The sequence below is a fragment of the Natrinema sp. H-ect4 genome (assembly GCF_041894845.1).
Lineage (GTDB): Archaea > Halobacteriota > Halobacteria > Halobacteriales > Natrialbaceae > Natrinema.
Map to the genome: position 1 here is coordinate 123,781 of NZ_JBHDYC010000011.1, position 24,531 is coordinate 148,311.

At 57.5% G+C, this 24,531-nt stretch carries 26 protein-coding genes, 1 tRNA gene and 3 pseudogenes; 15 read left to right on the forward strand and 15 right to left on the reverse strand.

The annotated features are described in order from the left end of the window. The first annotated feature begins 671 nt into the window (after positions 1-671). Entirely contained in the window at positions 672-1,214 is a 543-nt protein-coding gene (locus ACEWFR_RS15405) for a hypothetical protein (protein WP_374061892.1), read from the forward strand. Positions 1,215-1,467: 253 nt separating this feature from the next. On the opposite strand, the gene ACEWFR_RS15410 is transcribed toward ACEWFR_RS15405, so the two are convergent. Continuing rightward, the gene (locus ACEWFR_RS15410; RefSeq protein WP_374061893.1) at positions 1,468-1,608 is read right to left on the reverse strand and encodes a hypothetical protein; all 141 of its coding nucleotides are present in this window, start codon (positions 1,606-1,608) and stop codon (positions 1,468-1,470) included. Further along, a complete protein-coding gene (locus ACEWFR_RS15415; protein WP_374061894.1) occupies positions 1,605-1,877 on the reverse strand; it encodes a hypothetical protein in 273 nt (90 codons plus the stop codon). The genes ACEWFR_RS15410 and ACEWFR_RS15415 overlap by 4 nt, the downstream gene beginning before the upstream one ends. Positions 1,878-2,228: 351 nt before the next feature. Here ACEWFR_RS15415 and ACEWFR_RS15420 point away from each other — a divergent pair, with 351 nt between their 5' ends. After that, a complete protein-coding gene (locus ACEWFR_RS15420; RefSeq protein WP_374061895.1) occupies positions 2,229-2,417 on the forward strand; it encodes a hypothetical protein in 189 nt (62 codons plus the stop codon). 389 nt (positions 2,418-2,806) lie between these two features. Here ACEWFR_RS15420 and ACEWFR_RS15425 read toward each other — a convergent pair whose 3' ends face one another. The 7 genes and pseudogenes from ACEWFR_RS15425 to ACEWFR_RS15455 all read right to left on the reverse strand — a co-directional run bounded on the left by ACEWFR_RS15425 (position 2,807) and on the right by ACEWFR_RS15455 (position 8,592). Then, on the reverse strand, positions 2,807-3,652 hold the full coding sequence (locus ACEWFR_RS15425) for a hypothetical protein (RefSeq protein ID WP_374061896.1): 846 nt from the start codon (positions 3,650-3,652) through the stop codon (positions 2,807-2,809). 56 nt (positions 3,653-3,708) lie between these two features. Continuing rightward, positions 3,709-3,867: pseudogene (locus tag ACEWFR_RS15430) on the reverse strand (fibrillarin-like rRNA/tRNA 2'-O-methyltransferase); the annotation flags it as partial. A 358-nt stretch (positions 3,868-4,225) separates the two neighbouring features. After that, on the reverse strand, positions 4,226-4,864 hold the full coding sequence (locus ACEWFR_RS15435; RefSeq protein ID WP_374061897.1) for a fibrillarin-like rRNA/tRNA 2'-O-methyltransferase: 639 nt from the start codon (positions 4,862-4,864) through the stop codon (positions 4,226-4,228). Next, positions 4,857-5,732: an NOP5/NOP56 family protein gene (locus ACEWFR_RS15440; RefSeq protein WP_374061898.1), complete on the reverse strand. Its 876-nt coding sequence runs from the start codon at positions 5,730-5,732 to the stop codon at positions 4,857-4,859. The genes ACEWFR_RS15435 and ACEWFR_RS15440 overlap by 8 nt, the downstream gene beginning before the upstream one ends. A gap of 126 nt (positions 5,733-5,858) precedes the next feature. Beyond that, a complete protein-coding gene (locus ACEWFR_RS15445; protein ID WP_374061899.1) occupies positions 5,859-6,986 on the reverse strand; it encodes a DUF63 family protein in 1,128 nt (375 codons plus the stop codon). Between the two features lie 439 nt (positions 6,987-7,425). Then, positions 7,426-8,229, reverse strand: coding sequence for an inositol monophosphatase (locus tag ACEWFR_RS15450; RefSeq protein WP_374061900.1), 804 nt, complete (start codon positions 8,227-8,229; stop codon positions 7,426-7,428). A 280-nt stretch (positions 8,230-8,509) separates the two neighbouring features. Then, positions 8,510-8,592: transfer RNA gene (locus ACEWFR_RS15455), tRNA-Leu, on the reverse strand. Positions 8,593-9,172: 580 nt separating this feature from the next. On the opposite strand from ACEWFR_RS15455, the gene ACEWFR_RS15460 reads away from it, so the two are divergent. Continuing rightward, positions 9,173-10,210, forward strand: coding sequence for a hypothetical protein (locus ACEWFR_RS15460; RefSeq protein ID WP_374061901.1), 1,038 nt, complete (start codon positions 9,173-9,175; stop codon positions 10,208-10,210). A gap of 219 nt (positions 10,211-10,429) precedes the next feature. On the opposite strand, the gene ACEWFR_RS15465 is transcribed toward ACEWFR_RS15460, so the two are convergent. Beyond that, a complete protein-coding gene (locus ACEWFR_RS15465; RefSeq protein WP_374061902.1) occupies positions 10,430-10,558 on the reverse strand; it encodes a hypothetical protein in 129 nt (42 codons plus the stop codon). A 103-nt stretch (positions 10,559-10,661) separates the two neighbouring features. On the opposite strand from ACEWFR_RS15465, the gene ACEWFR_RS15470 reads away from it, so the two are divergent. From ACEWFR_RS15470 to ACEWFR_RS15490, 5 genes and pseudogenes are all read left to right on the forward strand, one after another. Beyond that, positions 10,662-10,859, forward strand: a complete 198-nt coding sequence (locus ACEWFR_RS15470; RefSeq protein ID WP_374061903.1) for a hypothetical protein — start codon at positions 10,662-10,664, stop codon at positions 10,857-10,859. Positions 10,860-10,896: 37 nt separating this feature from the next. Continuing rightward, a pseudogene (locus ACEWFR_RS15475) lies at positions 10,897-11,376 on the forward strand (DUF309 domain-containing protein); the annotation flags it as partial. 392 nt (positions 11,377-11,768) lie between these two features. Continuing rightward, on the forward strand, positions 11,769-11,981 hold the full coding sequence (locus tag ACEWFR_RS15480; RefSeq protein WP_374061904.1) for a hypothetical protein: 213 nt from the start codon (positions 11,769-11,771) through the stop codon (positions 11,979-11,981). A 151-nt stretch (positions 11,982-12,132) separates the two neighbouring features. Then, the gene (locus tag ACEWFR_RS15485; protein ID WP_374061905.1) at positions 12,133-12,960 is read left to right on the forward strand and encodes a hypothetical protein; all 828 of its coding nucleotides are present in this window, start codon (positions 12,133-12,135) and stop codon (positions 12,958-12,960) included. Between the two features lie 491 nt (positions 12,961-13,451). Continuing rightward, positions 13,452-13,814, forward strand: a complete 363-nt coding sequence (locus tag ACEWFR_RS15490; protein ID WP_374061906.1) for a hypothetical protein — start codon at positions 13,452-13,454, stop codon at positions 13,812-13,814. Between the two features lie 894 nt (positions 13,815-14,708). Here the strand turns inward: ACEWFR_RS15490 and ACEWFR_RS15495 are convergent. From ACEWFR_RS15495 to ACEWFR_RS15505, 3 genes are all read right to left on the reverse strand, one after another. Next, positions 14,709-15,950, reverse strand: coding sequence for a hypothetical protein (locus tag ACEWFR_RS15495; protein ID WP_374061907.1), 1,242 nt, complete (start codon positions 15,948-15,950; stop codon positions 14,709-14,711). Between the two features lie 91 nt (positions 15,951-16,041). Then, a complete protein-coding gene (locus ACEWFR_RS15500) occupies positions 16,042-16,221 on the reverse strand; it encodes a hypothetical protein (RefSeq protein WP_374061908.1) in 180 nt (59 codons plus the stop codon). A 125-nt stretch (positions 16,222-16,346) separates the two neighbouring features. Further along, entirely contained in the window at positions 16,347-16,481 is a 135-nt protein-coding gene (locus ACEWFR_RS15505) for an HNH endonuclease (protein ID WP_374061909.1), read from the reverse strand. A 1-nt stretch (position 16,482) separates the two neighbouring features. Between ACEWFR_RS15505 and ACEWFR_RS15510 the strand changes: the two are divergent. The 6 genes and pseudogenes from ACEWFR_RS15510 to ACEWFR_RS15535 form a co-directional block, all read left to right on the forward strand. Continuing rightward, positions 16,483-16,806, forward strand: a pseudogene (locus ACEWFR_RS15510) (DUF309 domain-containing protein); the annotation flags it as partial. Positions 16,807-16,952: 146 nt separating this feature from the next. Next, complete coding sequence (locus tag ACEWFR_RS15515; RefSeq protein ID WP_374061910.1) at positions 16,953-17,750, forward strand: succinylglutamate desuccinylase/aspartoacylase family protein; 798 nt, start codon at positions 16,953-16,955, stop codon at positions 17,748-17,750. Between the two features lie 214 nt (positions 17,751-17,964). Beyond that, on the forward strand, positions 17,965-18,309 hold the full coding sequence (locus ACEWFR_RS15520; protein ID WP_098727037.1) for a glutaredoxin: 345 nt from the start codon (positions 17,965-17,967) through the stop codon (positions 18,307-18,309). A 119-nt stretch (positions 18,310-18,428) separates the two neighbouring features. Then, on the forward strand, positions 18,429-19,013 hold the full coding sequence (locus ACEWFR_RS15525) for a hypothetical protein (protein ID WP_374061911.1): 585 nt from the start codon (positions 18,429-18,431) through the stop codon (positions 19,011-19,013). Between the two features lie 237 nt (positions 19,014-19,250). Beyond that, positions 19,251-20,531, forward strand: a complete 1,281-nt coding sequence (locus ACEWFR_RS15530; protein ID WP_374061912.1) for a sorbosone dehydrogenase family protein — start codon at positions 19,251-19,253, stop codon at positions 20,529-20,531. A gap of 133 nt (positions 20,532-20,664) precedes the next feature. Then, complete coding sequence (locus ACEWFR_RS15535) at positions 20,665-20,991, forward strand: zinc ribbon domain-containing protein (protein ID WP_374061913.1); 327 nt, start codon at positions 20,665-20,667, stop codon at positions 20,989-20,991. Positions 20,992-21,059: 68 nt separating this feature from the next. Here ACEWFR_RS15535 and ACEWFR_RS15540 read toward each other — a convergent pair whose 3' ends face one another. Beyond that, on the reverse strand, positions 21,060-21,800 hold the full coding sequence (locus tag ACEWFR_RS15540) for an SDR family NAD(P)-dependent oxidoreductase (protein WP_374061914.1): 741 nt from the start codon (positions 21,798-21,800) through the stop codon (positions 21,060-21,062). Between the two features lie 101 nt (positions 21,801-21,901). Then, positions 21,902-23,014 (reverse strand): glutamate-cysteine ligase family protein, encoded by a 1,113-nt coding sequence (locus tag ACEWFR_RS15545; RefSeq protein ID WP_374061915.1) that lies wholly within the window; start codon positions 23,012-23,014, stop codon positions 21,902-21,904. Positions 23,015-23,503: 489 nt separating this feature from the next. Here ACEWFR_RS15545 and ACEWFR_RS15550 point away from each other — a divergent pair, with 489 nt between their 5' ends. Continuing rightward, entirely contained in the window at positions 23,504-24,475 is a 972-nt protein-coding gene (locus ACEWFR_RS15550) for a phosphoadenosine phosphosulfate reductase family protein (RefSeq protein ID WP_374061916.1), read from the forward strand. Positions 24,476-24,531: the final 56 nt, after the last annotated feature.

A 24,531-nucleotide genomic window follows, 5' to 3' on the forward strand; every position in this document is an offset into this window, starting at 1 on the left:
GGGCACCACTCCGACCCGTCTGCCCGTCGAATCTTCTTCCCACTACAGTCGGCGCAGGGCTCTTCGGCATAGCGGACCATACACTATTCGTCTGGGGGTTGGATCGATATGGGCATTTCGGTAGCCTCACGTTCTGTAATGCTTGATTCTCAGGTTATGCGGACGGAAGTGATTCGGATAACACGGTCGCCACGTGACCAAAGTGGACGTCTCATTGAGACGTTCACTGGTCACCGTGGTCGCGCGACGATGCTACCGACAAGGGTGTGCTCTTGAGCGAGCGTTTCGCCCCCCTCTCCGGACCCGAAATCGGGAGTCTACCGTCGAGATCGGTTCAGACGAGGTCCCGTTGCGTCGCGCCGCGATCTCGAGGCGTCGCGACGACACCCGAAATCGACTCTCACGGGGTCGATCGACGGTCCTCCGAGTGTGGCCGGAAGAGCGCAGCAGTTCAGAACCCTGTCGAGTTCCCTGAACACTGGTGGGAGTCCGGTGTGTCTCTCGAGAAGAGGTCAACAGAACACGATCTCACACAGACGATTGCGGGACTAACGATCGGAATAAGCGGATTACCTTTCACCTCCCTTCTACCGAATTCGAGCGTTTCTAGCGTCGAAACGTTCGAACGAATCATCCGATTTTTGCCGAACTACGGCGGCACCAATGATGCGATGTCACGTGCAATAACCGTCGGCGTCGCAGTCCTCGCGGCGCTCGTCTTCCTTTCGGGGGCGAGCATCGCGTTCGCTGCGACAGACGCCGGTACGACCGTCCAAGATAACGAAACGGAGAACGAAACGGCCACGGTGACGTTCGAGAACCAGACATCGAATGGGACCGCAGTCGTGGTAAACAACACGTCGCTGCCCGAGGGCGGCTTCGCCGTCATCCACGCGGCCGCACCCGCCGACGCGGACAACGCGACGGAAGAAGAGAACGAGATCGTTACGAACATGTCCGAAGAGTACGAGCCCGGGGAGGTCCTGGGTAACTCCACCTACCTCGAGTCCGGCGACCACGAGAACGTGACCATCGAACTCAACGAGTCCCTCGAGGAGAGTCAGGTGTTGATCGCGATGGCTCACCAGGACACGAACGACAACGAGACGTACGAGTTCCCCGAGGCTGACGACCCCTACATAGCTGACGAAGAGCCAGTGATCGACGACGCGCTGATCACGTTCGAGGACGAGATGAACGAGACGGACGACTAGAGAGCAAACGAGACGAGGGCGTCGCGACGCGCGTCTTTTTTCGCGCGAGTTTGCTCCCTACGCGCGGGTAATCAACCACCAATCGCCTCCGTTCGCACGGCAGTCTCTCTCGAGGGATCACCTCGAGGCCATCGGTCGCTTCGAAAAGCGGGTCGAACGCTGATTCAGAACAACTGTTGCTGAGAACCCTCACCGCGGCCGCGCGACGATACCATCGACAGGGCTGCACGCTCGAGGCGTCTCGACAGCCCGGTCACGCGATCTGACTCCCGTCGCCGTCGACCGCGAGTTCGCAGTCGTCACAGAGCCACCACCCGATCAGCGGATCGCGTTCGGGGAGCGCCCCGTCGCAGTCGGGACACCGAATCGGCTCCGCGTCTCGAGCCCCGATCATCCCCGCTCACCCGCCTCTCGAGCGGTTACCTCGTCCGCTCCGGACTCGGCCGCGCCGATCCCGCAGGCGTCAGCGAAGCGCTCGGCGCGTTGCAACAGGAGCGCGCGGCCGTCATCGGTGAGGTGGTACTCCGCGCGGGCCTCGGGTCGCCGATTCTCGAGGAGGTCGCGTCCGACGAGGGTACGCAGGTTCGGATCGAGTCTCAATCGCTCGACGCTGGGATACGCTCGCTCGAGCGTCTGTCCGATCGCGCGTTCGTCGCACGGCACGCCGTCGCGCTCGAGGCGGGCGATCGCCTCGAGACAATCGCGCTGGAAGGCAATGAGGCCAATCCACGCACACCGGCCGTTCGTGGGTGGGTAGGTAGAGGGTGATACGTCCGCTCGAGCGAGATATTCAGGGTCTCACGAATCGTCGTGCATGCACTGGTGGGTTTCTTTCCGACGATGATTTGATTGTCAGCGGGTATCTGAGTAGTATGCGGGTTTCTTCCGACTGAATGGTTTTAGCCGATGACAGGATTCTCGAGTTTTTGCACGAAAGCGGACCGCGAACCCCGACAAAAATCAAGGAGGAGGGGGCCGATTCCGTTCTCTTGACAGCATATCAACAATCGTTGTATGAAGCTCGAGGAGTACGGCCTCACACAGATCATTGGAAATGGAGTGTACACGATCACTCAAGACGGTGAACGGTATCTCCAAGACGACCTCGATGCGAGAACGTTAGAAAAAAAATGGGCGAGTATGCATGAAGACCTCTCGACACTTGAGAGTTTTATATTTCGCATCTCAGACAGTAGCAGATAATAGCAGTAGTTGATAGTACGGTTTTTATTCGGAGTTAGACGGAAGTTCGGTGTTCAATATAGGGCAAGGAGTTCAACTATATTAATTAGATCTTTGAAGGCCTTGAAGTCGATCCCGTAAAAAACCAAGTATTGACAGTAAGAACCCGACGATTATGAATGGAAACGGGTTATCGACTGCGATACCGATAACGGTGATATGAAGTCCAAATATGATCAATTTGAGACCATCTGTATCAGACATTGTTTTCACGAGTGGTTACACACATGTATATTTATCTCCGGTGGTGGACCGCTAGCGATTGTTTATTGAGTGATTGGAGTGGCCGCTATGTGTTACAGTAGTTGATAAACTGTATAAAAACACCAATATAATTCTATGCAAGTTTCTTAAGGTCCGATTCGAGGAACGCAATGCTTTTCTAGCTCCTTCTCACTTTTTTCCCAGTTCGCATCCCAACTTTGAACATTTGCTCCGAACCCTACTGACAATCCCCCAACGCTAATTGAGATGCTTTCAATTGCCGCAGTTGGTACTGGATACCGCCGATATGAATGTTTGTAATCTACGATAACAATCCGCTCTTCAGGAGGATCACTCGGATTGTCTTTTTTGAGCTTTAAGCCACAGTGCGAACCGAGCTGAGGCCATGATGAGTCAGATACATTATTATGGTGCTTCTTATCATTCCATTCAAAAGCAACGCCATTAGTATCAAGATCCCCTACAGACGGGTCGTTTTCTCCAGGAGCTTCCACATATTCTCCGCCATGTTGCGAACCTACAATTCTGTTATACGAGTCATATGGATAGTAAATACCAATAACATCGTTTGCTTTATCTCCGCTTTGATACATTTCACCCATATCAAATCCCCATGAAAAGTCAACAAAGGTATATTCTGGAGATCTACAATACTCTGATAAGGTTATCTCAGCGTCCATTGTTCGAACATACAATTGTTGCGTCGAAATACCTCCAGTATCAGTTTTATCTCTAAAACTTATTTTCCGACTACTTGATTCAACTCTGAAACCATTATTTTTAAGAAAGTTTTTAAATCTATCTCTATTATTCGTCTCGTTAAGGATCTCGAGTGCCCGATTATATATTTCGGTACTGGTTCTTTCATCTGTGCTACCAGCGGCATTTCCGATTATTGCTGAGCCGCCACCAACGGTCCCAACAGAGAGTTTCAGTACTTTGCGCCTCGACATGCCATTGGTTTCCTCCATGGGATATAATTATTACCCATGATTTAAGAAACTTTCTGTTTCAACTGCTTTTATATTTAGGACATCACTGATGAATGGCCCATATAATATTCCTCGAGCCGCCTACTCTCCAAAATTTCATACCCCTCAGCTAACTCCTCTCGAACATCCTCGAACACCGCTCCCGGCACTCGAGTCACGTCCTCACTCCGCGCCTTTACGGCCAACAGCAACTTGACAGCAGGGGATTTCAGTCAAGTTCCTGGAACCGCCGAACACCCGTCACAAAACAATATTTATGCTAGTAGTGGTGTTCATATACTATGAGATATCATATTCACCGTCGATCCAACTACTCTTTTTCTCAGTAGTACTTTCATCACTGCTTATTGCTATCAAAGGTTCGAAGCGGTATCATATACAACTAGTTCTCGGAGGTCCAATCCTACTTGCAGGATGCATTATGACAGTCAATGGTGGGTTGGCTCTACCCTACATAATTTCAACCATATTTGTAGGTATTCTTGGTATGTCCTTATCAATTAGATCATATCTTAATCGGTAGGCATAGGTGGAGAAGAATTATAAAAAATATTATTTTACTTTCTCTGCAACGACTCCGAAATGGTCCTCGTGATAGGTCTCAAGTTCCTTCTCCTCCAAAACCTCGTACCCCTCCTCCAATTCTGACCGAACGTCCTCGAACACGGCCGACGGCTCTCGAGTCACGTCTTCACTCCGAGCCTTGACAGCCAACAGGAGCCGGCCGTCGTCGGCCAAAAAGCGCCGGTTCTCGAGCGCCACCCGCGCCTGTCCGCGCGTCGCCACGTCCTGGACGATCACGTCGACATCGGACTCCACGACGTGGGCGTAGGTCTCTGGTTTCCGCGCATCTTTTAGGAGCGGAAAGAGCCGATCCCGGCTCTCGGCGGTCTCGAGCAGATCTCGAACCGGTCGCGCGGCGAACTCGACGGCGTAGGTCGGGCCGGCGAAATCAGCCACGTGGCTCACCGTCGTCCCGCTCGCGGCACCCAGATAGAGCACGGTTTCGCTGCCTGCGAGGCCGGTCTCCATTCCCAACTCGAGCATCGCGCCCAATTTCGACCGATTCGGGTTCCAGGCACGCCACTCGCCGTCGGTGGGTTCGCCGTAGACTGGCTCGCCTCGAGTCGCGAGTCGCTCGGACCCGTCGAACTCGCGGCGCTGGACCCCGGCCGGAAGCTTCTCACTCATCGTCGGCACCTCCGTCGGTCTCGTCGTCCTCATCCGTCGTCCGCGCCTGAATCGTCTCGATCCGCTCTGCGAGTTCCGCCTCGAGTTCGGGCTTGGACTCGCCCGAGTAGTGATCGACGCGGGCCGCGATGGCGAGTTTGCCCGCGACCGCACGCGCCGCGGAGCCCCTGTTTTCGGGATGGGTGCCCCGAACCGCATCGTGCGTGTAGATGATCCCGTGCTTGGGCGAGGGCGCGTGCCCCCGCAGGTGGGCGAATAGCGCGTCCTCCGCGCCGAGTACCTGAATCGTTCCACTGGGTTTCTTGGCCAGCGTCTCGAGCCCTCCTGCAAGCGAGATCAACCGGGCCGCGAGCACGGGATCGGCCAGCGCCGAGAGGTTCGGCGCGACGGCCGGGGTCTGGCGCTCGACGAACTCGCGAAGGTCGTCCGCCTCGCCGGCGAGGTCGGCGACCCGTTCGGCGAGCGAACGGATTGCAGGCTCCTCGAGGTCGTCGTCCGTCTCGCCGCGTGTCAGCTTGCGAGCGTATTCGACGCCGGTTCCCGCCTCGGGATCGACGGTGCCGGCCCACTCCGCCAGCCGCTCGGCGAGCTCATTGGCCGTCCGATCGCAGTCGTCCATGGCCCGCACCGCGTGGACGAGCTGGCGGTCGTCGGCCCGCTCGCGCTCGGTCACCGCGGCCCGTGTCGCGGCCGTGGTCGCGTCGCGCAGGGCATCGTAATACTCGTCTTCGTCGCTCGCGAACGCCGCCTCGAGCGCGAGGGCGGGCCAGTCGTGGGGCTCGTCGGCGCGTCCCTCGCGAATCGCGGCCGCCATCGCGTCGGGATCGTCGCGGTCGACGGCCGCGAACCACCCGTCCGTATCGGTCATGAACGCTCGTTCCCGCCGCGAGCGATTAAAGCCCCCGTTCGCGGTCGCCACTCGAGCGGGGCCACCGTCGGACGACACAGCGGCTGAGGGGACGGGAAACTCGAGACGAAACGCGAAAAAGCGAATTCAGACGCCGAACGTCGCACGCAGCATGTCGCGGGTTCCCGGGCCGAGACCGACGGCAACGACGGTGATCATGAGCAAGACCGCGTAGCGCGGGCTGTCCTCGAAGACCGTCTCGTCGAAGATCCAGATGACGAAGACGGCGGCGGCGATCTTCACGAACAGGAACGGCCAGGCCGAGCCGGTGATCGAGACGATATTGGCCGGAAGCACGTCAGCCGTCGTGTTCGCGATTGCCCGGTTGATCGGGTGCTTTGGAACGAGGTTCGCCGGGAGCCCGAGCGAGGTCGCCCAATCGAGGCCGATGACGTTCGCGACGCCGTCAACTGCGTGCGCCCAGATGACGACGATCCCCATGTATCCGGTACCGCGGTTCAGTTCCGGCGCGAACCGCTCGAGTGCGACCCACGTGATCGCCGTCGTCAGCGTCGCGCCGACGAGGATGACCAGCGGGACCAGCGGGTAGAACTCCGCGTATCCCTTCGTCGCCGCCGTGTAGGCCAGAAAGAGGACCGTCAGGGTCAGCAGGCCCGTTCCAATTCCGGCCAGCGGGTACTCGTAGCCCGAGACGTAGTCGTTTCGCTCGAGCCAGACCGAACTCACGACCGCGAGCAGCGCGACGAAGAAGACGGTGAAGTAAATCAGCGGGCTGATGATGAAGCCGGACCACGGCAGGTCGATGGCCATCTCTCCGGTGTACACGAAGGCCGCGGCGTTGGCGTCCTCGACGACCCGCAGCGCGCCGCCGAAGAGCATGAACGGGAACAGTGCAAAAAAGCCCGCGCGGTAGCGCTCGATCTCGAGGCGTCGAACGAGGAAGATAACTCCGGTCAGCATCAGGACCAGAGTCGGGATGTAACCGGCGTAGGAGACGAACGTATAGCCGGGTTCGGCGGTCGGACTGGCGTCGGCGGGGGCTTCGGCACAGGATACCGCCTGGCCGTCAACTAACGTTGCGCAGTTCCAGCTGTGGGCGTCGGCGACGACCGGGCCCCAAAAGTACTGCCAGATGATCTCGACGTAGACCTGCTGTGGGAACAAGAGCGCGCCGAGGACCACCGCGGCCGCGAGACTCGCGACGGTCGCGACCCAGACGCGCTCGGCCCCGAACCGGTCGATGACATCGTCCATACCGAATCCCGTAGTGGGGGCCGCTTACCGTTTCCGATTTTCAACGCGCGTGACTGTTCCCCGACCGGGTTCGACGAGAACCCTCAATAGAGGAAACAACGTATCGCTCCGGACCGGTCAACCGGCGTGCGGTGGCGCGCGCTGGGCCGCGGCGAATTGCGAGGCGTGAACGAAGTGAGCGCCTCGGAAAGCGAACGGTGGCCGCAGGGAACCGTGAGCCGGGTGAGCCGCGGCCTGAAGACGTGCGAGGGATGAGCGAACGACTGTAAGAGTGAGCGAATCGGTTGGGGAGGGCGTGGCGATTCCCTGGTGCCACGATAGCAGGACGCTTTGTCTCACCCGTTCTCCAAAACACACCGTTCCATTCACGACGCTAGAGAACGTCGATATCCGAGCTCCGGCCGAGAACCGTCGGTCCCGACCAAGCCCAACGTTCTGTTCACTCTTCTATTTCGCGGGCCGCCGCGAGCAGTTCGTCGTGAATCCCGCCGTTCGAGGCGACGATCCCCGCACTATCGTGTCGCCAGCGGTCGCCCTCGAGATCGGTGACGACGCCGCCGGCCTCACGGATCAACTGAACGCCGGCGACGGTGTCCCACGAGTTCGCTCGCAGGTTGGTCATCGTCCCCTCGAGCGCGCCCGAGGCGACCATCGCCAGCTCGAGCTGGGCACAGCCAAAGCGGCGCATGTCGCCGAACCGCTCGACGACGGCGCGGGTGGCCGCGGCGTACTGGTCGCGCTGGTCGAAGTCCCACCAGAACGTCGGGCAGACGGTAGCCGCCTCCGGGTCGGTACAGTCGCTGACCGATAGCGCCTCGTCGTTTCGGAACGCCCCCTCGGGGCCGACGCGGTAGGTGTCGGAAAGGGCGGGACAGTCGAACGCGGCGCCGACCGGTTCGCCGTCCACGACGGCCGCGACAGCGGTCCCGAACGCTCGAGTCTCGTCGACGTAGTTGTTCGTCCCGTCGATGGGGTCGACGATCCAGGCCGGTCCGGTTTCGGGGACCTCCTTCAGCGCGTCTTCCTCCTCGCCGACGATCGGATCGTCCGGGAACGCCTCGCGGATGGTCTCGATGACGGTCACCTGTGCATCGCGATCGACCTGCGTCACGGCGTCCGTCTTGCCGCTTTTCTCCTCGACGGCGAGATCGGTTCGAAACGAGTCGGCCGCGACGGCGGCCCCCTCGCCCGCTGCTCGAGCCGCGACGGCCGCGCGATCGGGGTCCGATTCGGGTTCATACATGGCCCATCCTCGTCGGTCGGGGGTGAAAAGTGGTCGTACTACGCGCCTCGAGCCGTCGTCGTCGGGCCCCTCGAGCGGGCGGTCTCTCGTCGGACACATTCGATGAGCCAGTAGCTGTAGCAGTATAGTAGCCACTGAACGTCATTGCACAGCTGATCGCACGACAGCGTTGCGATCAGTATGTAAATCGTTTCAGTGGCTACTATAGCTCGGTCAGGGTAGGTCGGTATCAGAAGTTTGCGAGGGCAAGACGCTCCGTCTTGCCGCGCACTGTGGTGAGTGCGAGGGGAGGGGATCGAACCCACGAACTCCTACGAGAGCGGATCTTGAGTCCGCCGCCGTTGACCGCTTGGCTACCCTCGCACGCGCCTTTTTGTAGGCCCGTCCATGGGTTAAATGGCCCGGTTTAGCTCTCGGTACGGTCCTCGAGACGAGAAATCTACGTCCGGAATACGCCACCACCTCGGAAGGTCTTTTATTCTATATCCGTGTGATGGTTTTCTTACTACGTATAGACGTATCATGCCATGTGAAGGATGGTGAATACGCGAGATAGTCAGCGATAGAGTCAGGAAAGATGGAATCTACCCGTGCGATGTTTAGTCAGTAAACATCAATATTTATAACCCTGCCGTATCAGGTGAGTTACTATGAGTCGAATCCGAAGGGTTGACGATCAACGCGAGATGGAGCGAGTTATTGACGATTATATTACGCAAGGGTACCAAGTGAAAAGTCAAGGGGAGCGAAGCGCCCGAGTGAAGGATAAAGATTGGGGATCGGCTCTCGGACACATCGTTGTCGCCCTGTTAACTCTTTGGTGGACTCTCGGAATCGGAAACGTTGCCTACGCGGCGTACAAGCGATATACGGCTGATGAAGTAACTATCAAAGTAGACGCCCAAGACGACGTCTGAAGCGCCGCATTGCGAGGTGAGTAACGATGAATACAATCCGTATTTTTCGGCTGGTAGCCGCGACAGTGACGATTGCGTTTCTGTCGACGCTTTATCTGTTTCACACTGGGCGCGTCGATCTCTCGCTTGCTCCACCGACGATTATACTGTTACTATCATTTTCACTGGCATTCTATGTCGGTCTCTATCATGATTTCGCTCGGGAGAATCCGATTCGTCGAACTGTCGCCATCGGAGTCGTATCCGTGATTCTGGTTGCGTCCCTGATCTGGATTGCCGTTTCCGTTCTGTTCGGCGGAATAGCTGCTGTCTTTGAAATTCGAAACGGTCGCGTGATTCTTCCCCCTGAGGAATTCTTACCCGATTGGTGGCTTCTCATTCTCCTCGTTCCAGCCGGGATTTCACTTGTTAGTGGTGCGGTACTAGATACCGAAAGACCGTCGTATTCCGCTCCGAGCGGGCTGCATGAGTTGGCTGAATCACCCATCTATTTCGCTCTCACTTGCACTATAATCGGGTTATGGAGCGTGCTTTTCGTCGGGTTGAACATGGTGCAACGAATCGTGATCATCGCTCCGATTTTCGAGGAGTTACTGAAATTCGGTGTCGCATTGACTATCGGCGCAGCCATATTCGGTAGATCGATCTATTCTCGCATCGCTATCGCTCTCGTAATCGGCTGTATTTTCGGTCTGGTCGAACACTCGAGCACGTACGCCGGAGAACCGGACATACTCTACCTGTATCGCGTTCTGTTTCACTCGGTTTTAACGATGATTTCCGTTGCGGTTTACACTACGTTCGAAGAGCGGAATTTGAACGATTTGCTCTGGATCGCTCCGATTTATCCGATCGTCCTGCATTACCTGAACAACGCATTCGCCGTGCTTTCCGGAGTGGTATTAGCTACGACGCCGGAAGGAACGCAACTGGTCGTCTCTATTGTGTTCGGTGGGCTGGTTCTCCTTCTCGGAGTGGCGTTGCTGAGTATCGCAATCACACGGCACAGTCTTGCAGCGGTACTCCATCGTGAGCCGTATCTGTTCCTGAGAGGCGTGCTATGATATCGGATCTCCACTGCCACTCCCATCGCCGACTGGACAGCGGGACAGCGGAACGCGTCTTCGGCCGACGCTGGGAGTCCGTCGTCTGACCCTCCGCTCGAACCTCAGTAGTGTCCAATCGCGTCCAGACGGGTCTCCAAAACGGTATCTCGAAACGAGGCTGCGTGTCGGCTCACTCTTGCTCGCCGAGATTCCCCCCACTGAGGTAGTCCCGTCAGTTCAGGCCATCCGCTCATCGAGGGCCGCCTCGGTGTAGCGCCGATCGCAGTTCAGACACTGGTACCCGCCCTCGATGTGCGCGTAGAGGCGCTCCCCGCAGTGCTGACAGCGGCCGTAGGGCTGGACCATCTAGTTCGGTATGAGGCACCCTACCGTGATAAATACGGTGCTTACACACGCTACGGGTCGCCTAACCGACGGAACTACCGCCTCTCGGCCCCCGACATCGACTATGGACGACCACACCCGCGACCCGACCGTCGAGCCGCCGGCCGGGAATCCGACCGGCTGGGATCCGTCCGCGGGTCGCTGGGAGCACGCGACGCTCCGCCGGGCGACCGACTGCGGCGTTCGGCTGTTCAACGACGGCGCGTACCACGAATCCCACGATTGCTTCGAGATTGGTTGCTCAAGTGTAAACAATTCGTGACTAAGAAATACAGCCGAGAACGGACTATTGGAAACCGATGAAGGACCATACTCGAGACCAAACCGTAGGTCCACCGGTTTCGGGTAATCCAACCGGATGGAAAAGAACACGGGGGGAGTCTAATGGGTGGGAACATGGGACCCTTCGCCGAGCCGTAATCCACGGAGTTGCGCTCTTCAATTCTAGCGAATTCCACGAATCGCATGATTGCTTTGAAGCAGAATGGTATAACTACGGAGCCGGCACCACAGAAAGGGCGTTTCTACATGGAATGGTGCAGGTCGCGGCAGGCGCGTACAAGCACTTTGATTTCGAGAACGACGACGGCATGCGGAGCCTCTTCGAGACGGCGCTGCAGTACCTCCACGGCGTCCCGAACGACTACTACGGGGTCGACGTCTTAGAAGTGAGAAAAACAGTCGCGAATGCGCTAAATGATCCGACAGAGTTGCATGGTTGGCAGATCGAACTTGATGGAAAATCACCAGAAGCTACAGAGGTTGATTTTGAGTATTTGGCTACGTTTGGCTTGCTCTTAACACCCGATTCGTGGCAGCATAGGCCGGATGAGACGAAGAACAGTCTTAGCCGCCGTGGGGGGAAGTACCGTAACAGCACTCGGATTCGCCGTTACAAGCGATTCCGCGAAAGCAAATGAACTCAGTGTGGATGGGTTGAACGTCCCTGATAAGGACTACGATGCAAGCAACCCGATCAACAAGGCCAGAATCCAGGTCAACGGACGCTACCAGTACGAAACGTCTGTCACGCCTGACAAGGTGATTCTACGCCTTGAGTTGAACTATGCGGGTAGGTTGGGAACAACTCGAAGGGAAGACCGTTCCTGGTACGCTACAGCCGTCTCAAGAGGATTCCTACACACTCGAGGGGAACCTATTCGACCATTCGATGATCGACCCGATGGACCTCTCTCCACAGAACGTAGGAGAGTCCAAGAGCCTCGAGTTCAATGTCCGGGTGAAAATGACCGTGCGGAACGACGGACGCGACCTCAAGACACTAGAAGCAACGGACACGGCTTCGGTTACGGTCAACAAGACGACGGCAGAGGTAACGGGTAGTATCGGGGGAGAGGGGACGATCGTACTCGGCGAGAGTTAGGCTGGTCCCTCGAGCGAGCACAGACGCATAGTTACAGCATTTCTTTTCTTGGATGTCGGTTGGCTAAGTTCAAGATCGGGGTGAGAACTCATAGAGGAGACGAATAAGGTGCATTTCATTACCCTATAGTTCGCAGACTGGGTACGCACGAATGCAGGATTTCATGGTGGACGATAGCTTGCACCCCCAGTCTATCGGCTTTGATGCGACAGACCGGGAGAATATCGTCGTGACAGTCGGTGTCCTTGTTAATCGGACACAGGAAGCTATGCTCCTTGACAATTTCTATGAGACAATCTACGATGATGGCTACCGTCCGTTCCGAACAAAGAGTCGAGACCTCTCGCTACCATCTAAAAAAGTCCAAAATCTTCTTCTCCAGTGTAACGGAAAGGTTGGGATCTGCATTCATCAAGATGATGTTACGCTCGCATACGCTGAAGCAGTTCATTCTGCTATTATTCTTGACGAACTTAATATAGCTTCAAATGACACCATTGCCATAGTCGATGGTGACCAAGCTCGAGCAGACCAACTGTGTCAAGCAGCTTCAGCTATCGATGTTATCCCACCGTCAATCACAAACTGTGTTCAGTCAGAACTCTACTACCCTCATCTTCTTCTAGCAGATCTTGTTGCTGGTATTGTAGCAGATACTATTACAGCGAATCCTACGGCTTTCTCCTCGGCCTCGCTAGACGGCCCTGTTAAGGCGATGATGGACACAACGCCGGAATCCCGGAAGAAGAGGTGGGGACGCGCATATTCTGCTGTAGCACGTGGAGAGGGAGAGGTACAACAGGCAACATACGAACAGCGATATGCTGATTCCGTTCGAGAACGCGTCAGCTGCTGGTTCCATGGACTCTTCGGAAAAACTCATGCTCCTCCTCCAGAGAGTGATGGAGTTCAGCCCGTTGTTGGACGACTTAATGCTATGGGATGCGAAAATGTCGCTATGTGGCTTGATGGAAAGTAGTGAAAAGGTACATTTTCCCGCCTCCACCCCCGTTTCCACGCGGATCCTATCCGAGGACGTGATATAATTTTGATGCGCCCCCGTTCAGACCGCGTCTTACCGGGATGGCAGGAGCGGTGCGACGGGCTTCAAACGCCAGTACCTGTGGCGCTCCAAGTAGTACAAGTAGCGACACCCATTTAGAAGTTGCCCTTTCCCTCACAGCCATCTCATATATCACCATAAGTGATAGCTTCTCGGACAAGCCTGAGACGAGTGGTTTTCACACTATCCTGCCTATACAACCCACTTCTCAAGGGCGCTGATTGGCCGAGCTGCGACTGTCAAGTATGAGAACGGGGAGAACAACTCCCTGCTATATCTCTACCTTGTGGCGAGAAGCACTTAATGAGAGAACGAGTTCTTGGCTGGTCTGAAAAGCGCATCAGTATTCACTCGGGCTTGAAGTAATCCAGAGGAATGCTTATTGGTGACTGGTGTCAAGAAGGGGCATGCAAGCGAGGACGAAATCACCAATCTATGCTCGCTTGGACTACAGCGATGGCGATGTCATAATCGGCCTCACCGACCCTTGGCACGGACGCATAAAACAATGCGTAGGGGGGCTCAAGAGCCTCAAGAACCTTCCCCTCTCCCTCAGAACTTCATCAGTTGCTGGAAAAGCCCTGACTGGGTTAGGGGCAGCCATAGACTCAATCACGTTCATGGTCGGTGGTTTAGTCATCGAGTTCAGGCTCTACGAAGTCGCCCATTGGGTTGCGGAAGGAGTCGTCACTCTCGTCAAAGATGCATTCGTCAGCGCACCAACTGCAAACATGACCATTGAGTCTCCCCCCATCGTTGACCGCGGATAAAGGAGTCCTGGTCAATTGCTTGAGGAAACAACCAAACTTCCCCATGCAACTCACCTTTGCATACACATAGTTCGATATATGCAGCGGACCTATCCAACCCAAGCGGATTATCGACTACTACTTTGATTCGAGGCTTTGATTTCTCTGAGCAGCCGTGACAATCCCCACGCTAACCCCCAAGCAGTTCCGAGCATGATTGTGAGAGCGATTCCCGTTTCCAGATCGAAGATTTGTTCGATCATAGGGTAATGCTATTCGAGACTGGTAAAGAATCCACAGGGTGGCGGGAACCCCGCATATGTTCGTGTGTATATTTGTACCGACCTCGAATCGGGTTCTGAGAACGGGGACCACCGTCGACAGCGTGAAAACCTCTCTTCCAATATGGTAGGTTAGGCAAATATAACGCTATTTACGGTGTAATTTGGGCCAGACAGGGGCAATCTGGCACCACAGTTCAATATAACAAATCGTATCCCCCGAATAGCAACCTACTCCGCTCGAGGCTGGCAAAAACAGGCCCCGGGGCTATTGTGATTGTCAAAGTGGCGTGCGGGGGGAGACGTTGTGTCGCGTCCCAAATATCCATCCCCCTGCTCCGTGACACACCACCACGAAAGCTACCACCGACTCCCAACTCGACGTAGCTTTCACTGCTATCGACCACTCGAGGAACACCTGTTCTGCCTACACCTGACTCGTTAGGGGGCAGAACACCATCTCCACTGGGGATGGTGGGTGGTGATGAAGAAGAGCCCAACCAGACGGAAAGCCCCAATGCATTATCCTGCTACCCCTGCCGTCACCCCATCCTTCGATACGATAGATCCCGGTCGAGGAACCCCGGTTCTATCCGTCTTTACCCCTGACTCAGGGGCAAAACAGGATTGTAGATCAGAAGCAGCCTAACCTACCGTCGATCGTCGTATCACCTGTCGTTTCTACACGGTGGGGAGGATCCACATGAGGCTTATAATCAAACTTCCCTTTCATTTCGGCCTCAAGAAGAGTCGTTCCCCAATCATCATCTCCTAATACTGGTGGAGTACACGTTGATGCGGTGGGATCTTCCTCATTGACGTATGCGTGTGCAAGAGAGACATACGTTACATGATCAGTCATTGAATCGGGATTCAAGGGTTTCTTATGATATTGGTAGCCATGCTCGACCGTTTCACCTGGGTCGGATTTTTCGTCTAATGTTACTGCTGGAACATTTACGTCAGCACTCAATCCAGCGCTTACTGAACCTCCTCCTGTTCCAAATGAACCGCCAATATTCAGCTGTGTATCAATACTTTTTGTTATGTCACTATCTGGTGCCCATTTTGACACCAGGTCGAGCCCGAGCTCTGTTTTATTCCAGTACTGACGAGACCAGGTATAATCATTTCTTGCAGTACTTTCACCCTCCTGTTTAGAATACCCGCTAGGTACTTGAGTAGTATTGAATGTAGCGAAGTAGCCCCCATCTTCGGCGTTAACCTCAAATGCACTCAGTGAGAGTTGCAATTGACCTACTTTCACATAATCTCTAACGGGAGGTTCAAAATCATATACTGGCATCTGACTATTGATGGTACCGAGCTGTGTAATATTGCCTCTTGGCTCTGTCTGACCCCCAGTTTGTGCAGTAGTCACACTTTGTGCAGATAATCCCTCTTTCTGTCCTGCCTTCCGTTTCTCTTTTTCAACGAATTTGTCGATACTCGAGTCTGCCCTTTCAAGAGAACTACTAGACTGGACTGTAAGCCTACCTCTTGAATTGTTTGCTACTCTCTTCGGAGCTCTTACAATCTGCTCCTCCATCTTCCCGTTGACCATCGACATCGCATATCCCGTGACTATTTCACCTTCACTAGATGAATCACCATTGACCAGTACCTTATCCGGAGAACTTGTCTTAGCAGATTGAGTGCTTATTCCATGTATATTTGATCCACTCTTCACTTGGGTGACCACTTCTTTTCGAACCTCACTGATTTCAGCTTCAGTAACTGGGTCACTAGAATCCTTTTTCACATACTTGATTGGAACTCCACTGCTTGAATCGCTTTGAGCAGATGCTGATCCGATAAATGATACAGCACCGAGTGCGGACATCCTCTTAATTAGGCTTCTTCTTGAATCAACCATATTATCAGCAAGAATTTGTTATAGCTATGTCTACTTATAATTTTCTGCCACGCACAAATTGGATATAAAATACAAGAGTGAATTTACGTGCCTATGTCTCAAGATTTCCTTTTGCCAATTCCACAAGTACTGCTATTGTAGAAAGAATCATTCCCATGATAAGTGCATATTCTCCTATAATTTCTAAAGAAATAGTACCTGCTATGTGGGTGAAAATGGCAAATGTTATTAAACACAGACTGTACATCATTACTGCCTCTGTATTATCCATGAATACGGATATCCAACCTATGTACATTACTTTTTTTAATTCAAGATAAAAATAATATCGGCTAGTTTGACTCAGTTCTATAAAATTGCACTTACTTAGGGGTGAAAACACGGTTATAGATACGTCTAGACTGTCGGTATCACATCGTGACCGTCTTTACACAGAGTACAGAGATTTGTGACCCGATGCGTTCCCTTCGGTACTGCCATCGATACGATATGGTGCACCTCCAGTTCCTTTCTTCCCATATCATCGCCCATCTTCCAGGCAGAGTGGTACAACTACGGAGCCGGCACCGCGGAGAGCAAGTTCTGCCACGGGATGGTCCAGGTGGCTGCGGGAGCCTACAAACACGTCGATTTCGAGAACGACGACGGCATGCGGAGCCTCTTCGAGACGGCACTGCAGTACCTCCGTGGCGTCCCGAGCGACTACTACGGAGTCGACGTGCTCGCGGTCCGAGCCGCGCTCACGAACGCCCTCGAGGAACCGGCTGCTATCGACGACTGGCGGATACGACTGGACGACGAGCGACCGACTGCTCGAGCCGTCGAGTACGAATACGCCGACTCCCTCGAAGAGTGAGGCGACTCCCTCGATGAGGTAGGCGACTCGCAGCGTATCGCGGTCGTGCTCGAGTCCGTCCGAGCGAAGAACCGGACGCGATCCGCGATCGGTCGACGCTGTGAAGGACCGAATCGCCTTTCCCCTTTCAGCCGAACTAACTAGTAATGAGAGTCGCACAGTTGGGGTCGGGAACGCCGGAAATCGCAGTCGTGGCGGGCGTCCACGGGGACGAACCCTGTGGCGTCCGGGCGATCGAACGCCTTCTCGACGACCGCCCGACCGTCGAACGGCCCGTCAAACTCATCGTCGCCAACGAACCGGCACTCGAGCGACAGGTGCGGTTCGTCGACGAGGATCTCAACCGCGCGTTCCCCGGCAGTCCGGACGCGACGACGCACGAGGGACAGCTTGCACACGAACTCGTCGACGAACTCGACGGCTGTCTAACCTTCTCGATGCACTCCACGCAGAGCCACGCCGACCCCTTCGCGATCGTCAACGGGGTCAACGAGACGGCCAAAGATATCGTCCCGCAACTGCCCGTCGCGGCGATGGTCGAGACGAGTAACTTCGCGGAGGGACGACTCTTCTCCGCGATCGACACCATCGAAGTCGAGTGCGGACTACAGGGATCGGAGACGGCCGCCGAGAACGCCGACCGACTGACGCGATCGTTCCTCACCGCAGTGGGCGCGTTGCCCGGCGACACCGTCCGCCGCGACCTCCCGGTCTACCGGCTCACCGACGTCATCCGCAAGGATCAGGCCGACACCTACGAAGTGTTCGTCGAGAACTTCACCGAGGTCGAGGCCGGCGCGCCGTTCGCCGCCGCCGACGGCGAGAAGCAGGTCGCCGACGAGTCGTTTTACCCGGTCCTCATGTCGTCGAACGGCTACCGGAACGTCTTCGGCTACAGCGCCGAGAAAGTGGACGTGCTCGAGACGCCCGCGACGGCTGACTGAGCCAGCACCCACGAGACACACCTGCCCACCTTCGTTCCTCCCTTATTCCGTCCCTGCTCTGCTCCGTTCTTGTTCTGCTCCGTTCTTGTTCTGCTCCGTCCCTGCTTTGCTTCGTTCCTCCCTTGCTCCATTCGCCCGCACAGCAGGCCGCAGTTCCAACATCGAGAGTGCCGATGGCGCAAGGCATATCCCCCACACTACCATATAGGTATGTATGGAATTTCCACCGAACCAGGGTCTCGATCAAGAGGAAGTCGACGAGCAGGTCGCCGAAGCGCTCGAGGAGAACGAGGTCGTGCTCTTCATGAAGGGAACCGAACTGATGCCCCAGTGTGGCTACTCCCGCAAGGCGCTCGGGCTGCTCGACCAGCACCGCGACGAGTTCGAAACCGTCGACGTTCTCGAGTCGCTCGATGAGTTCCGGCGGGCGCTGTCCGAACGCAGCGACTGGGAGACTATCCCGCAGACGTTCGTCGATGGCGAATTCGTCGGCGGCTCCGACATCCTCGAGGAACTCGAGGAGCGTAATGAACTCGCTGAGACGCTCAACGCCGCGTAACGACACGAATACGTCGTTCATTCATTTAATTTGATATTTCACACATTTAATAGCAGGTCATATAAGTCACGCCCTCGTACTAGACGATCACGACTATCGCCGTACACACCTTCCCCACAATGTCAACAGAGGAATCCAGACACGTATATCGGCTGCACTCGACACTCGAACTGCCCCTCGAAGACCTTCGCGAGCATATCGACGAGGCGAAGTACCCTGACGGGATCAACGACGTCGAAATCACGCGACGGAACAATACGCTCATCCTCAAGGCCGTCGCCGAGGACCAGTCCGTCAGTAAGTATACGCCGACGGCACAGCTCAAGGCCAGCGTCACGGAAAATCGGGTCTATGAGGAAGATCCCGACGAGCGGCGACAGAAGTCCTTCAGCTGGGACGAAGAGGAAGAAGAAGAGATCGAATCCGAACTCGTCGAGTTCGCCGCCTTCAAGGGCGACCGAGAGACCGTCCTCCAGAACTCGCTGTTGCAATACGAGATGTTCCTCGTTCTCTGTGAGATCGCCGAAGCGGCCGAGAAGGGCACCCTAACCGCAATTTCGGAGCGCAACGGCGACCTCGAAGCGACCCGGATCGTCGACGGCGAACCCCGCCCGGCCGACATCGAAGTCGTCGAAGGGCCCCGCGATCACGGCTCGGGCGAGGGCGGCGTCAACTGGCGGGACAACAAGTTCATCACGGACTGATACGGTCTATTGTAACGATTACCCGGAGCAACCGCAGGACGGTTCGAGGTTGCGTCGGAAATGACTTACAACGGCCCATATGAACGAAGCGGGAACCGATCGCTCGCCCCGACTCATCGACGACTAGCGGCGAGGTCATCGACGCCTCGGCAACGCGATCCTGAATCTCCGAGTTCGAACAGCGTTCATCGCGACCGAATAGGTCTATATCCTCCTCGAGCCTGTACGACCCCCTCCATGGAACCCCGCACCAGCCGACGGCGATTCCTGACGAATGCGGCCGTCGGCGCGACGATGGGTCTCGCCGGCTTCGCGAGACGGTCTCGAGCCGACGATGCCACGGCGACGAACGCACTGGACGCGATCGATCGAGTCCCGAACGCGGTCGGCCTCGAGACGGTGGTCGACGGACTGGAGATGCCGCTAGCGCTCGAGTTCGCCCCCAGAGCGAATCGTCGATACGTCGCCGATCGCGGTGGCCGCATTTTTGCTCACGAATCGGACGGGCTCCGCGACGAGCCGTTTCTCGACCTGCGCGACACCGTCCGGACCGGTGGCGAACGCGGGTTACTGGGCATGACACTCCATCCGGATTTCGCCGAGAACCGCCGGCTGTTCGTCCACTTCAGCGCACCGCGTCAGTCTGGAACGCCGGCGGATTTCGACCACACGGGGATCCTCGCGTCGTTCCGAGCGACCAACGACGGAAGGAAGGTTCGCCGAGACACCGGCCGCGTCGTCCTCGAAATCCCCCAACCGGCGGACTTCCACAACGGGGGCGATCTCGCGTTCGGACCGGACGGGTTCCTCTACGTCGGCATCGGCGCGGGCGGCGGCGGAGGCGGCGGCGGTCAAGATGTTACGACGGACGTTCTGGGTAGCGTCCTGCGACTCGACGTCGACGATCGGACGGCCGATCGGGCGTACGCCGTCCCCGACGACAACCCGCTCGTTGGACGGACCGGCCTCGACGAGTACTACGCGTGGGGTTTTCGGAACCCCTGGCGGCTCTCGTTCGACGACGGCGACTGCTTCGTCGCGGACGTCGGCGAGAGCGACTACGAAGAGGTCAACCGCCTCGAGAAGGGCGGGAACTACGGCTGGAACGTCAGAGAGGGGACCCACTGCTACCGGGAGGATACCTGTCCGGACCGCTCCGCCGAACGCAACGGCGGCGGCGAGCCGTTCCGCGATCCGATCATCGAGTATCCGCACCCACCGACGGAATCGGCGGTCAGCGGCGTGTCGGTCATCGGCGGCTACGTCTACCGCGGTTCGACGCTCCCGGCGCTGGAGGGCGCGTACGTCTTCGGTGACTTCCTGCCCGAAGGGCGGCTGTTCGCCGCCACTCGACCCGACGACGGCGACGAACTGTGGCCGACCACCGTCCTCGAGATCGACGGCGAAACGTCCCTCGAGCGACTACTCTCTTTCGGTCGCGATGACGAAGGAGAGGTGTACGCGCTCGGCACGGCTACCGGCGGGGGCGGGGTCTTTCGCGTGGTCCCCACCGAGTGAATACGCCTCGCACGATCCACGGACACCGCGGTCGGACGCCGGTGACGCGAATCCCGACGGGCGAGGAGAGTCCGCCTACTGGGGCCATCCAGCCGGCGATAGACGTTTGTAGTCCCGATAGCGAACGACGAGTATGGACGATCCGGGCCCGTACGCGCTCCTCGGTCGTCTCGCCGTGGCGGCCTTCGTGATGATCGCCCCGACGCTGTGCTTTCTGGGACTGGTCCGGGGACTCGAGCGGCTGCGGGACGACGATCTAATCAACGAGTGGGCGCGGACACGAGGAGGTGACGACGCTCACGACATCACGGAGCACGACGACGTACTCGCCGTGGTAGCGAACGAGATTGGCGTCGAGGCCGACGGCTCGTCGACAGTTCGGTGTCCCGCGTGTGGAACGGTGAACCGAGCGGGCGTGACGTACTGTCACGGCTGTCAGCACCGACTCGAATCGTCCTGACGGCCGGTTCGACGCAACCCGGTTCGAGTCGGTGCTGACGGCCGGTCCGTCGTAGCCCCGTTCGCTCGTCACTCGAGTCGGTCTTCCCACTCCGCGGCGGTCATCGACTCGCCGGTGACGCCGTCCGGTCCCTGCGCGGCCAGTAACGCCGCGGCATCGTCCATCACGTCGGGTTGCAGGATCTCCTGGCGTTCGTCGTCGGGGAGATGTTCCCAGATCCGCGTGTTCACCCGACCGCCGGGATCGATCGCGTTGACGTTGATTCCGTCGTCCTCGACCTCGAGTGCGACTCCCTGCGTGAACCCCTCGAGGCCCCACTTCGACGTGATGTACGCTGCGGCGTCCGGAATCGCGTAGCGACCGAGACCGGAAGAGACGTTGATGATCTGTCCCGACTTCTGTCCCCTCTCGAGCATTGCCTCGAGGACGCGTTTCGTGAACAGATAGACACCTTTCACGTTGACGTCCATAATCCGGTCCCACTCGTCTTCGCTCGTCTCGACCAGTGACCGGCGCTCCTCGCCGAAACTGAGCCCCGAGATCCCGGCGTTGTTGATCAGCGTATCGATCCCGCCGAAGCGGTCGAGCGTCGACTCGACGACGCGGTCGACGGCATCGGCGTCGCGAACGTCCGCCGGCGCGACCAGCGTCTCGCCGTCCGCCGCGTCGGCCACGGCCTCGAGGTCGTCTTCGCTGCGGGCCACGAGGACGACGTTCGCCCCGAGTTCCGAGAGGTGCAGCGCCATCGAGCGTCCGAGTCCCTTGCTCGCGCCGGTCACGATGATCGTCTCGTTGGTGAGAGTCGCCATGGAGTGATCGTCGGTATCCACAGAGTAATACGTTCCCCAGTGAACGCCCGCTCGAGTCGATCGAAGCGAGATGTCGGCGACCGATCGTCCGCCGTGGATCGTCAGTCGCCGGTGATCGGACTGGTCTGTCGAACGTCCCGCTCGAGGCGCTCGGCGTGGTCGAGTCGAAAACGGCGCGCATCCGCGGGGGAAACAGGTCCAAGCCCGTCGATTTCGTGTGATACGGGCTCATAGGCGGCGATATCAAACCCCATCCGATCGAGGTAGGACCATACCGCGTCCGACGCGACACCCTCTCGGATCGCGGCGGTGACGTACTCGATGACCGCGTCGAACTCCGGGAGGACGATCGCGTCCTCGGTCACGGAACCGGTCCTCCCCTCGATTCGCACGTCGGCGTCGCCGAGGTGACCGACGATTTCGGCCACTCGATCGGCCAATTGGATAATCTGACTCGGAAGGGCAGCGTCGGGCGAGCGCCACTCGACGGTCCCAAACGTGTCGCGGAACTGAACGGGCGTCCACACCGCGCTTTCAGGGTCGAAGTTCGACTCGATAGTCGCGCGGTCGGCTCCCGCCTCGATGGCCGCCGTCACGAACTCCTCGTATCGCCGCTCGAGACGCCGGGTCCACTCCTCGGTATCGTCGACGTAGGGCCACAGCCGACCCTGGTGAGGGACGCCGTCGTACGCCATCCAGCGGTAGAGTTTCGATCGAGCCCCGACGGCCAGGTTTCGACCCCGGAAATACGGCGAGGAGTTCGCCAGCGCCAGTGCGGGATCGAGTGCGATGAGCGCATTCAGCTGGTCGATCTCGCGTCCCGGTTGTTGTTCGACGTGGATATGGGTTCCCGCACAGTGTCGGACGTACTCGAAATCGTCGCCGATGACGCGGTCCTGGATTCTCGTCCTGTCGCTCGCGCGGTCCGGAATCTCGCCAGCGTGTATCGGCGTCGCGAGCGGGACGAGTCCCCGGTCGAGTTCGTCGGCACGTCGCACGACGCTCTCGACCCGGTCGAATAGCTCGTCGCGCAGCTCCGCCGTCGTCTCACACGGCGTCGTTTTGATCTCGAGCAATGGTTCGACGAACTCCCGTTCGGCACCCGCCGACGCGTCGACGAGCTCTCCGGGTTCGACCAGTCGTCCATCATTGTCGACCACCCAGTACTCGACTTCGATGCTCCGTCGTATCGGTTCGGATTCGTGTGCTACCACAGTTGTCTCGGTTGCGATTTTGACTCGGGAGATCGCTGGGTCGTTCAGTTCACGTACCACACATTGCCTTGCTACTTACCCACACACCACCCTCCGTGAACATCATACAAGAATTTTTCGCGGAAGGAAATATTCGCGCCCACATCTATCTAACTGAACCCTGTTCGTCCTCTTCTTCGACCAATCTGTATACGTTCGGCCGACCAACCGATCGCGAATAAACTGGGCGACGAATCGGGCGTTCGTGGCCGTTCGCTGGTCAGACGGTCCGTGCCGTTGGAGGGCGAAAATTGCCGTCAGCTCCGACATTGTTCCCCGTTCCGCCATCCGACTCGAGTCCTCGGTGGGAGTACGAAAACACGGTGTCCGATCTCCCACGTCGACGCATCGTTGTCGATTGACCCGCGACGACCCACGCGGTCCGGAATGCCGACAGAGTTTTCCGGCGACCCAAAGGATTTACACTTCCTAATTATATCTAATTACGAGATGGCTGAGAACTTCCCCGACTACGTGAACGTCGACTATTCCGACGGCGACGGCGAAGATCCCGAGACATATCCCCACATTCAGGACAAAATCGAAAAAGCGATCGAGGTCACCCGTGAGGGCCTAGAAGAGTACGAGAACCCGGCGGTCATGTGGACCGGCGGCAAGGACTCGACGCTCACGCTGTACTTCATCAAGGAGGTCGCCGACCGATTCGATCTCGAGGTACCGCCGGCGGTCTTCATCGACCACTACCAGCACTTCGACGAGATCCACGACTTCGTCGACCACTGGGCCGACGAGTGGGACCTCGAGGTCATCTACGCGCGCAACGAGGACGTCGGCGAGTACGTCGACGAACGCGGCCTCGAGCCCGGCGACGACATCGACATCTCGGAACTCTCCGAGCACAACCAACACCACGTCGAGAACATCCTCGAGTACGAGGAGGACGAGTTCCCCTTCCTGCTCGACACCTACGTCGGTAACCACCTGCTGAAGACAGTCGCGCTCAACGACGCGCTCGAGGAGTACGATATCGACGGCGTCATCTCCGGCGTCCGCTGGGACGAACAGGAGGCCCGCGCCGACGAGACGTTCTTCTCGCCACGCCACGATCCGGACATCTACCCGCCACACGACCGCATTCAGCCCATCCTGCAGTTCGACGAGGCTGCCGTGTGGCAGGCCTTCTGGAACTTCGTGGTCCCGGACACGGTCGAGAACTTCCCCGAGGAAGGCTACGTCCCCGAAAGCGACACCGACCTCCCCGAGGGCGTCGAACAGGACGACATCCCGATTTCGCCGAAATACTTCGCCGGCTTCCGCTCGCTGGGCAGCGAAGTCAGCACGGAGAAGGCCAACGAGGATCCCGCCTGGCTGCAGGACCTCGAGGGGACCACCGAGCGCGCGGGCCGCGCCCAGGACAAAGAGGACCTGATGGAGCGCCTGCGCGATCTGGGCTACATGTAGGCTGCCTCGCCGCGATCGTTGACTGACACACAGCTACCGATTTTCTCAGTTTTCGT

Bases quoted from the DNA above. Each gene is read 5' to 3' on its own strand.
- ACEWFR_RS15490 (WP_374061906.1), top strand. From the start codon at position 13,452: ATGCAAGCGAGGACGAAATCACCAATCTATGCTCGCTTGGACTACAGC.
- ACEWFR_RS15420 (WP_374061895.1), top strand. From the start codon at position 2,229: ATGAAGCTCGAGGAGTACGGCCTCACACAGATCATTGGAAATGGAGTG.
- ACEWFR_RS15485 (WP_374061905.1), top strand. From the start codon at position 12,133: ATGCAGGATTTCATGGTGGACGATAGCTTGCACCCCCAGTCTATCGGC.
- ACEWFR_RS15480 (WP_374061904.1), top strand. From the start codon at position 11,769: ATGATCGACCCGATGGACCTCTCTCCACAGAACGTAGGAGAGTCCAAG.
- ACEWFR_RS15500 (WP_374061908.1), bottom strand. From the start codon at position 16,221: ATGGATAATACAGAGGCAGTAATGATGTACAGTCTGTGTTTAATAACA.
- ACEWFR_RS15495 (WP_374061907.1), bottom strand. From the start codon at position 15,950: ATGGTTGATTCAAGAAGAAGCCTAATTAAGAGGATGTCCGCACTCGGT.
- ACEWFR_RS15540 (WP_374061914.1), bottom strand. From the start codon at position 21,800: ATGGCGACTCTCACCAACGAGACGATCATCGTGACCGGCGCGAGCAAG.
- ACEWFR_RS15460 (WP_374061901.1), top strand. From the start codon at position 9,173: ATGAATACAATCCGTATTTTTCGGCTGGTAGCCGCGACAGTGACGATT.
- ACEWFR_RS15410 (WP_374061893.1), bottom strand. From the start codon at position 1,608: ATGATCGGGGCTCGAGACGCGGAGCCGATTCGGTGTCCCGACTGCGAC.
- ACEWFR_RS15530 (WP_374061912.1), top strand. From the start codon at position 19,251: ATGGAACCCCGCACCAGCCGACGGCGATTCCTGACGAATGCGGCCGTC.
- ACEWFR_RS15515 (WP_374061910.1), top strand. From the start codon at position 16,953: ATGAGAGTCGCACAGTTGGGGTCGGGAACGCCGGAAATCGCAGTCGTG.
- ACEWFR_RS15440 (WP_374061898.1), bottom strand. From the start codon at position 5,732: ATGACCGATACGGACGGGTGGTTCGCGGCCGTCGACCGCGACGATCCC.
- ACEWFR_RS15505 (WP_374061909.1), bottom strand. From the start codon at position 16,481: ATGGGCGATGATATGGGAAGAAAGGAACTGGAGGTGCACCATATCGTA.
- ACEWFR_RS15525 (WP_374061911.1), top strand. From the start codon at position 18,429: ATGTCAACAGAGGAATCCAGACACGTATATCGGCTGCACTCGACACTC.
- ACEWFR_RS15445 (WP_374061899.1), bottom strand. From the start codon at position 6,986: ATGGACGATGTCATCGACCGGTTCGGGGCCGAGCGCGTCTGGGTCGCG.
- ACEWFR_RS15535 (WP_374061913.1), top strand. From the start codon at position 20,665: ATGGACGATCCGGGCCCGTACGCGCTCCTCGGTCGTCTCGCCGTGGCG.
- ACEWFR_RS15435 (WP_374061897.1), bottom strand. From the start codon at position 4,864: ATGAGTGAGAAGCTTCCGGCCGGGGTCCAGCGCCGCGAGTTCGACGGG.
- ACEWFR_RS15465 (WP_374061902.1), bottom strand. From the start codon at position 10,558: ATGGTCCAGCCCTACGGCCGCTGTCAGCACTGCGGGGAGCGCCTCTAC.
- ACEWFR_RS15470 (WP_374061903.1), top strand. From the start codon at position 10,662: ATGGACGACCACACCCGCGACCCGACCGTCGAGCCGCCGGCCGGGAAT.
- ACEWFR_RS15450 (WP_374061900.1), bottom strand. From the start codon at position 8,229: ATGTATGAACCCGAATCGGACCCCGATCGCGCGGCCGTCGCGGCTCGA.
- ACEWFR_RS15520 (WP_098727037.1), top strand. From the start codon at position 17,965: ATGGAATTTCCACCGAACCAGGGTCTCGATCAAGAGGAAGTCGACGAG.
- ACEWFR_RS15550 (WP_374061916.1), top strand. From the start codon at position 23,504: ATGGCTGAGAACTTCCCCGACTACGTGAACGTCGACTATTCCGACGGC.
- ACEWFR_RS15425 (WP_374061896.1), bottom strand. From the start codon at position 3,652: ATGGAGGAAACCAATGGCATGTCGAGGCGCAAAGTACTGAAACTCTCT.
- ACEWFR_RS15405 (WP_374061892.1), top strand. From the start codon at position 672: ATGTCACGTGCAATAACCGTCGGCGTCGCAGTCCTCGCGGCGCTCGTC.